The sequence below is a fragment of the Actinotignum sp. usb-actsch-rep-73 genome, assembly GCF_059082735.1.
This window is the reverse complement of record NZ_JBHNPV010000005.1, coordinates 1-1735: the sequence shown is the minus strand read 5'-3', so window position 1 is coordinate 1735 and position 1735 is coordinate 1. Positions and strand designations below refer to the sequence as shown.

At 54.8% G+C, this 1735-nt stretch carries 1 rRNA gene; it reads left to right on the top strand.

What is annotated here, in order from left to right:
- Positions 1-59: 59 nt before the first annotated feature.
- Positions 60-1735 (top strand): 23S ribosomal RNA (locus AC5RE1_RS00340); the annotation flags it as partial.

Genomic DNA, 1735 nt, shown 5'->3' with positions numbered 1-1735 from the left:
GGGTTGTTTGTGATTTGTATAGTGGTTGTGAGCATCTTTATTTTCTTGTTGTGTGGTTTTGTTTAGTTTTGTTGGGCATTCGGTGGATGCCTTGGCATCAAGAGCTGATGAAGGACGTTGCGGCCTGCGATATGCCTCGGGGAGTTGGCGAGCGAGCTTTGATCCGAGGGTGTCCGAATGGGGGAACCTAACCAGGGTTGTGCTTGGTTACCATCATCTGAACGTGTATAGGGTGGTGGGGGGAACGCGGGGAAGTGAAACATCTTAGTACCCGTAGGAAAAGATATTCCGTGAGTAGTGGCGAGCGAAAGCGGAGGAGGCTAAACCGTGTGCGTGTGATACTCGGCGGGGGTTGCGTGTGCGGTGTTGTGGGGCTTGTTCGTCTCTTCTCTGCCGGGGAGGGGCTTGCGTGTGTGATGGTAGTTGAACCGTGTGGGATAGCGGACCGGAGTGCGTGATAGTCGTGTAGATGGACTGTTGCATGCGCGGGTGGGATAGGTGCCCGAGTAGTGCGGGACTCGTGAAATCTCGTGTGAATCTGCCAGGACCACCTGGTAAGCCTAAATACTTCTTGATGACCGATAGTGCATAGTACCGTGAGGGAATGGTGAAAAGTACCCCGGGAGGGGAGTGAAATAGTACCTGAAACCGTGTGCCTTTAAGCCGTCAGAGCCTTGTGGGGTGATGGCGTGCCTTTTGAAGAATGAGCCTGCGAGTCAGTGATACGTGGCGTGCTTAACCCGTGTGGGGTATGCGTAGCGAAAGCGAGTCTGAAATATGGCGTTTGTCGCGTGTTCTGGACCCGAAGCGGGGTGATCTACCCATGGCCAGGTTGAAGCAGAGGTAAGACTGTGTGGAGGACCGAACCCACCAGGGTTGAAAACCTGGGGGATGAGCTGTGGGTAGGGGTGAAAGGCCAATCAAACTCCGTGATAGCTGGTTCTCCCCGAAATGCATTTAGGTGCAGCGTTGTGTGTTGCCTGGTGGAGGTAGAGCTACTGGATGGCCGATGGGCCCTATGGGTTACTGACGTCAGCCAAACTCCGAATGCCATTAGGTTGAGCATGGCAGTGAGACTGCGGGGGATAAGCTTCGTAGTCGAGAGGGAAACAGCCCAGATCATCAGCTAAGGCCCCTAAGTGTGCGCTAAGTGGGAAAGGATGTGAGATCGCGGTGACAACCAGGAGGTTGGCTTAGAAGCAGCCATCCTTGAAAGAGTGCGTAATAGCTCACTGGTCAAGTGGTTTCGCGCCGACAATGTAGCGGGGCTTAAGCGTACCGCCGAAGCTGTGGCACTCACACATGAAAGAGCCTGGGCAGGGGACCTGCCTAAGGTTGTGTGGGTGGGTAGGGGAGCGTCCTGCGTGCGGTGAAGCCTGCTGGGAACGGTTGGTGGAGCGTGTGGGAGTGAGAATGCAGGCATGAGTAACGAATGGCGGGTGAGAATCCCGTCCGCCGATTGACTAAGGGTTCCAGGGCTAGGTTTATCCGCCCTGGGTTAGTCGGGTCCTAAGGCGAGGCCGACAGGCGTAGTCGATGGACAACCAGTTGATATTCTGGTACCGCGTTGTGACCGCCAAATACTGAAGCTTTTATGCTAACCACCCGCATCCGGACTGTTCATTCCTTCGGGTTTGATCAGCTTGGGTGTTGTGGGATCCTGATTGTTGTAGGTAAGCGTGTTAACAGGGGTGACACAGGAAGGTAGCTGCCGCGCACCGATGGTTGTGTGTGT